Origin of the sequence: Streptomyces sp. WM4235, from assembly GCF_001279725.1 — a bacterium.
GTDB lineage: Bacteria > Actinomycetota > Actinomycetes > Streptomycetales > Streptomycetaceae > Streptomyces.
This window is the reverse complement of record NZ_LGDE01000083.1, coordinates 1-5918: the sequence shown is the minus strand read 5'-3', so window position 1 is coordinate 5918 and position 5918 is coordinate 1. Positions and strand designations below refer to the sequence as shown.

5 protein-coding genes and 1 pseudogene are annotated in these 5918 nt (G+C 74.3%); 5 read left to right on the top strand and 1 reads right to left on the bottom strand.

The window, feature by feature from the left end; all coding sequences use genetic code 11:
* The 3 genes from ADK55_RS09190 to hisC form a co-directional block, all read left to right on the top strand.
* The coding region (locus tag ADK55_RS09190; protein WP_053676992.1) for an isochorismate synthase at positions 1 to 1503 on the top strand (1503 nt) is incomplete at its 5' end.
* Positions 1504 to 1606: 103 nt separating this feature from the next.
* Entirely contained in the window at positions 1607 to 2797 is a 1191-nt protein-coding gene (locus tag ADK55_RS09185; RefSeq protein ID WP_053676991.1) for an NAD(P)/FAD-dependent oxidoreductase, read from the top strand.
* 46 nt (positions 2798 to 2843) lie between these two features.
* Positions 2844 to 3944 (top strand): histidinol-phosphate transaminase, encoded by a 1101-nt coding sequence (hisC, locus tag ADK55_RS09180; protein WP_053676990.1) that lies wholly within the window; start codon positions 2844 to 2846, stop codon positions 3942 to 3944.
* Between the two features lie 57 nt (positions 3945 to 4001).
* On the opposite strand, the gene ADK55_RS09175 is transcribed toward hisC, so the two are convergent.
* A complete protein-coding gene (locus ADK55_RS09175; RefSeq protein ID WP_053676989.1) occupies positions 4002 to 5261 on the bottom strand; it encodes a transcriptional regulator in 1260 nt (419 codons plus the stop codon).
* Positions 5262 to 5423: 162 nt separating this feature from the next.
* Here ADK55_RS09175 and ADK55_RS38430 point away from each other — a divergent pair, with 162 nt between their 5' ends.
* A complete protein-coding gene (locus tag ADK55_RS38430) occupies positions 5424 to 5594 on the top strand; it encodes a hypothetical protein (RefSeq protein WP_159041331.1) in 171 nt (56 codons plus the stop codon).
* A gap of 114 nt (positions 5595 to 5708) precedes the next feature.
* Positions 5709 to 5918 (top strand): annotated as a pseudogene (locus ADK55_RS39675) (hypothetical protein); the annotation flags it as partial.

The window sequence follows — 5918 nt, the reverse complement described above, 5'->3', positions numbered from 1 at the left end:
CCCCCCCCCCCCCCCCCCCCCGCCCCCCGGGGCGCCCCCCCCCCGCCCCCCCCCCCCCCCCCCCCCCGCGCCCGGGAGCCCCTCCCCGCCCCGTTACGGCCCGCCCCCGCCCGGGCCCGCCACACCGGGCGCCTCACGCTCGCCAGTTGGGCCAAGCCCCTGTCCCTCGGCTCCGCCGTCGACACGTGGCAGCGGGCCCGCCTCCTCACGTCGCGCTCGCTGCTGTGGCAGTCCGCCTGGGACGGCGGCTCCGTCGTCGCCTTCGGCAGCGCCCACGACCTCGACGGACACGGCGCCGACCGGGTGGCGGCCGTCCGCGCCGGCTGGACGGAACTCGCCCGCGACGCGGTCCGCGGCGGCGCCGCCGACCGCTCCACCGCATCGGGCGACGGCCCCCTCGCCATCGGCGGCTTCGCCTTCGCCGCCGCCGACCCGCGGGGCAGCCGCCTCCCGGACGCCCTGATGTGGGTGCCCGCGCTGCAGATCCGCAGCCTGGCACCCGCCCGCGGCGCCGCCGACGGCCCCACCCGCGCCGAACTGCGTCTCAACGCGGCCCTGTCGCCCGACGACGACCCCGAGCAGACGGCCAAGGAACTCGCCGCCCTCGCCGACACCTGCCTGCTGTGGGAACCCGGGCCCGCCCGGGACCTGCCCACCGCCCCGGCCGGCCGCGCCCACACCGCCGTCGAGCTGCCGGCCGCCGAGGACTGGAAGGAACTGGTCCGCAGCGCGACCGGCCGGATCCGTGCCGGCGGATTCGAGAAGGTGGTCCTGGCACGCGAGTTGCGCGTCACCGCGTCCACTCCCTTCGACGTACCGGACGCCGTGCGCAGGCTGCGCACGGCCAACCCCGGCACCACCGTCTTCGCCGTCGACCACGACGGATGCACCTTCCTCGGAGCCACCCCCGAATACCTCGTACGGGTCGACGACCGCACCGTGCACGCGCTGGGCCTGGCCGGCACCACCCCGCGCGGCGCCACGCCCGAACAGGACGAGGCCCACGAACGCGAACTGGTCGACAGCCCCAAGATCCAGCACGAGCACGACGTGGTGGTCCAGATGCTCCGCGACGCGCTCGGCGACTCGTGCGCCGACGTCGACGCCGAGACCCCGCCCCGCGTGGTCAAGCTCGCCAACGTCCAACACCTGTCCACCAAGGTCCACGGTCGGCTCGCCGAGGACTCCCCGGCCGGCATCCTCGACTTCGTCGAACGCCTCCACCCCACCCCGGCCCTCGGCGGTCACCCCCGCGAGGCGGCCCTGACCTGGCTCGCCGACAACGAGGGACTCGACCGCAGCTGGTACGCGGGAGCCGTCGGCTGGGCCGACCGCACCGGCCAGGGCCAGTTCGCGGTCGCCATCCGCTCCGCCCTGCTCGACGGCGCCACCGCCTCCCTGTACGCGGGCTGCGGACTGGTCGCCGACTCCGATCCCGAGGCCGAGTACGCGGAGACCTGCGCCAAGCTCCGCCCCATGCTGCACGCCCTCGACATCGAGTGAACCCGACACCTCGCCCCACGTCCCGGCCGGACCCCCGGCCGGGACCCCCGGCGACCGCCCTCGCGGACGCCGGCGCCACCGCCCGAGAACCGAAGGTCCGACCATGCGCCATGTGATCGTCGTCGGCGGCGGCCTCGCCGGCCTGCGCACCGCCGAAGCGCTGCGCGCCCAGGGCCACGAGGGTGACCTCACCCTCGTCGGCGCCGAGACCCACGCCCCCTACGACCGGCCCCCGCTGTCGAAGGGCGTCCTGACGGGGGAGACCGACGACACGGCCTTCCCCACCGACTGGGACAAGCTCCGCTGCACCCTGCTCCTCGGCCGCCGCGCCGAGGCCCTGCGACCGCACGCCGACCGGCCCGGCGGGATCCTGGAGACCACCGGCGGCCCGCTGGAGTTCGACGCCCTGGTCCTCGCGACGGGCGCGAGCCCCGTCCGACTGCCGGGCGACGGCCCCCAGCACGTCGTACGGACCCGGGACGACGCCCTGGCGCTGCGCGACGAACTCGTCGAGGGCGCGCGCGTGGCCGTCGTCGGCGCCGGTTGGATCGGCGCCGAGGTCGCGACCGCCGCCGCCGCGAAGGGCTGCCGGGTCACGGTCGTCGAGGCCGCCGCCGCCCCGCTGTCCGAGGCCCTCGGGCCGGAACTCGGCGCGCTGACCGCCGGTTGGTACGCCGAGGCCGGCATCGACCTGCGGTGCGGCGTGCGCGTCACCTCCGTCGACCCCGGCGGACTGACCCTCGACCACGGGGAGTTCCTGGCCGCCGACGTGGTCGTCACCGGCATCGGCGTACGCCCCGACGTCGACTGGCTCCACGGCTCCGGGATCGAGGTCGGGCGCGGCGTCCTCGTCGACGCCGCGCTGCGGACCTCCCGGCCCGAGATCGTCGCGGTCGGCGACTGCGCCGCCTGGTGGTCGGACCGCTACGACCGCCGGCTGCTCGTCGAGCACTGGGACGCCGCCCTCAACGCCCCCGAGACCGCCGCCGCGACGCTCCTGGGCCGCGACGCCGCCCACGACACCGTGCCCTACTTCTGGTCGGAGCAGTTCGGACGGATGGTCCAGTACGCGGGCCACCACCCGGCGGCGGAACGGATGCTCTTCCGAGGCTCGCCCGACAGCCCCGCCTGGACCGTCCTGTGGCTGACGGGGGACCGGCTGGAGGCCGTCCTGACCGTCGACCGCCCCCGCGACCTGGTGCAGGGCCGCCGCCTCATCACCGACGCCGGCCGGCTGGACCTCGACCTGGCCACCGACCCGGACGTGCCGCTCCGCAAGGCCATACGTGGCTGACGGCACGCCCCGACCGGCCGGCGACCACCACAAGGAGAGAACCCGCATGCCCGAACCCACCTTCCGCCCGGTGCTCGACCGACTCGTCAACTTCAAGCCGGGTCCGCCGGTGCGCTCCCCCGAGGGTCGCTCGTACCCCCTCGCCGCGAACGAGTCGCCGTACGGGCCGCTGCCCGCCGTGGTCAAGGCCATCGAGGAGGCGGCCCTCGGCGTCAACCGCTACCCCGACAACAACTGCGTGGAGCTGACCGCCGAGATAGCGGCGCGCTTCAAGGTCGCCGAGGACGAGATCGCCGTCGGCTGCGGCTCGGTCGGCGTCTCCCAGATGCTCCTGGAAGCCGTCGCCGAGCCCGGCGCCGAAGTGATGTACGCCTGGCGCTCGTTCGAGGCCTATCCGATCCTGACCCGGCTCTCGGGCGCCACCCCCGTCGAGGTCCCCCTGCGCGACGGGGCCCACGACCTCGACGCGATGGCCGCCGCGATCACCGACCGGACCCGCCTGATCTTCGTCTGCAACCCGAACAACCCGACCGGGTCCGTGGTGCACGCGGCGGCACTGGAAGCCTTCCTCGACCGGGTACCCGCCGACTGCCTGGTGGTCATCGACGAGGCCTACCACGAGTACGTACGCGACCGGGAGGTCCCCGACGGCCTCGCGCTCCGCACCGACCGGCCCAACATGGTGGTCCTGCGCACCTTCTCCAAGGCGTACGGCCTCGCGGGCCTGCGCATCGGCTACGTGGTGGGGCACCGCGAGACGATCGAGGCGATCCGCAAGGCGTTCCTCCCCTTCAGCGTCAACGGCATCGCGCAGGCAGCCGCGGTCGCCGCACTCCGCTCCGAGGCCGAGCTGATGGCCCGGGTGGAGACCACCACCCGCGAACGCGAACGGGTACGCGAGGCCCTGCAAGCCCTCGGCCTGCCCGTCCCCCCGAGCGAGGCCAACTTCGTGTGGCTCCCGCTCGGCGAACGGACCCTGGACTTCGGGCGCCACTGCGCGGAGGCGGGCGTGGCGATCCGCCCCTTCGCGGGCGAGGGAGCCCGCGTCTCGATCGGCTCCCCCGAGGAGAACGACGCCTTCCTCGCGGCCGCCGCCACCTTCGAGCACGCACCGACGTTCGAGAACCCGCCGACCGCGCGGTCCTGAGCCGCACGGGGCGGGCGTTGCCCGCGGGCCGGGGCGGCCCCGGTTCCCGCGCCCGTCTCACCGACGGGTGGGCGTCGGCCACGGCAGGGCGTCCAGGAGCAACAGCACCACCCACGCGACATGCAGGACGACGGCCGCGACCCGGGCCGCCCGCACGGGCACCGCGCCGAACCTGAGGACCCCGTACAGGAACGGGAGGCCCAGCAGGGTGGCGAGGACCGCTCCGGACCAGGCGTGCTCGCTCTCCACCCCCTCGGACGCCCGGTACATGATGGAGACGACCCCCAGGCACAGGAGAGCGGCGATGACGTGGAGGCGCGCCTTCACCAGGGGGTGACCCAGCGCCCCGCCGATCGTGCGGAGCGCCCGGTACGGCAAGGCCGGACTCACCGGACGCGAGCCGCCGTCATCGACACCTGCCCTGTCCAACGGGACATTGGACAGCGGCGGGACAGCGGCTCCGACCGCTCCGGCCGCTCCGACCCCTGACTCGACGCGGACGTCGGACTCCAAGCGGATGTCGGCCTCGATCACGGCCTCGTCCTCCAGGCCCTCGGCGACGATGTGCTCCAACCGGACGTCGAAAGTCGTCTCGTCCGCTTCGTCGTCGCCCTCCGTGGCATCGGCACCGCTCGGCGACCGCCCGTCCGCGTCGGGCGGGCCCACCGGAATGACGAGGCTCCGCGCCTCACGCTCCAGACGGTTGATCTCCTCCTGCGCGGTCAACGCCTCCGTCGTCCAGAACTGCTGCTGCTCCTCCGCCGTCAGCCTGCGGTTCCTCGCACGTTCCTGCTGGACCTGGACCCGGCCCAGCCGCTCCTTCGCCTGACCGAGCTGCCGTTCGACCCGTACCCGCTCCCGATCGCCCGCCACCCTCAACCGCATCCGTGCGTTCTCCAGCCGGCTCTGCGTGTAGGCGAGCATGGGCCGCAGCTCCGCCAGGTGCTTCTCCGCGTTCGCCGCCAGGCCCTGGTACTTCACGACCTGCCACAACGCCTCGTCACGGCGCTCAGTGGGCACCGGATGCAAGGCAACCGGGCCGGAGCGACGTTCCCGATCCGCCGCGCTCCACAACTCGCTCGCCCGGACCGCCTTCACGTTCCGCGCCGCCCCCGGCGGCGTGTACGCCTCGACGAGCTTGCCCAGCAACGGTCTCGGAATCAGTTGCGACCCGTTGAGGTAGTTCCCCCACGTCGAACTGCTCCGGCCGAACCGCTCCGCCAGCGCGCGCACCGTCGCACCCCGCGTCAACCCGACGAGGAACACGGCCAGATCACCCGCCGGCGTCCCCTCCGGGATCTCCCTTTTCGGAGACATCGCACCCCTCCCTTGACCACCCTGTCCAGCCGTGACCACCCACAGTCCAGCCCGGAACCCCCTCTCACCAGGCGTGACGTCCCCCGGCCGGCCGGCGGCCTCCCGTTCGCGGCCAATCTCTCCCTCGTCACCGCAACAGCCGCACCACCGGGGGAGACCGCCATGACCCTGTCCACGTTCTACGCGTTCCTGGGCCACGACGTACTCGGCAACGCACTCGCGGCCCTCCTCGTGGCGGGGCTCGGGTACACAGCCAAGAAGATCCGGGCCGCAGTCCGCAACCGGAACCGCGATACCGCCCCCACCGATCACACCGACCAGACCGCTTCCTGATCCCGACGCGTCCACGCGTTCGACCGCGGGGCAGGGTGGGGCGGAAGTCGAGCCGCGAGGCGGCTTCGGCGTACGGACGTACGACCGCCCCCGCTCCTGCGACCATGGCAGACCATGGCACGACATCCCTCCGTCCCCACGGCTGGAGCAGACATGCGTCGCGGCTCGACACGACTCGTTCTTCCGGTGGTCTCCCTGGCGTTACTCGCTGTCGCGGGCTGTTCGGAGGGCGCCCCGGCCGCCTCCGGATCGCCCGCCGGCCGGTCCGCCGGCCCCACCCCGACACCCACCCCGCCCCCGTCCCGGACCCCCGCCCCCTCCCCC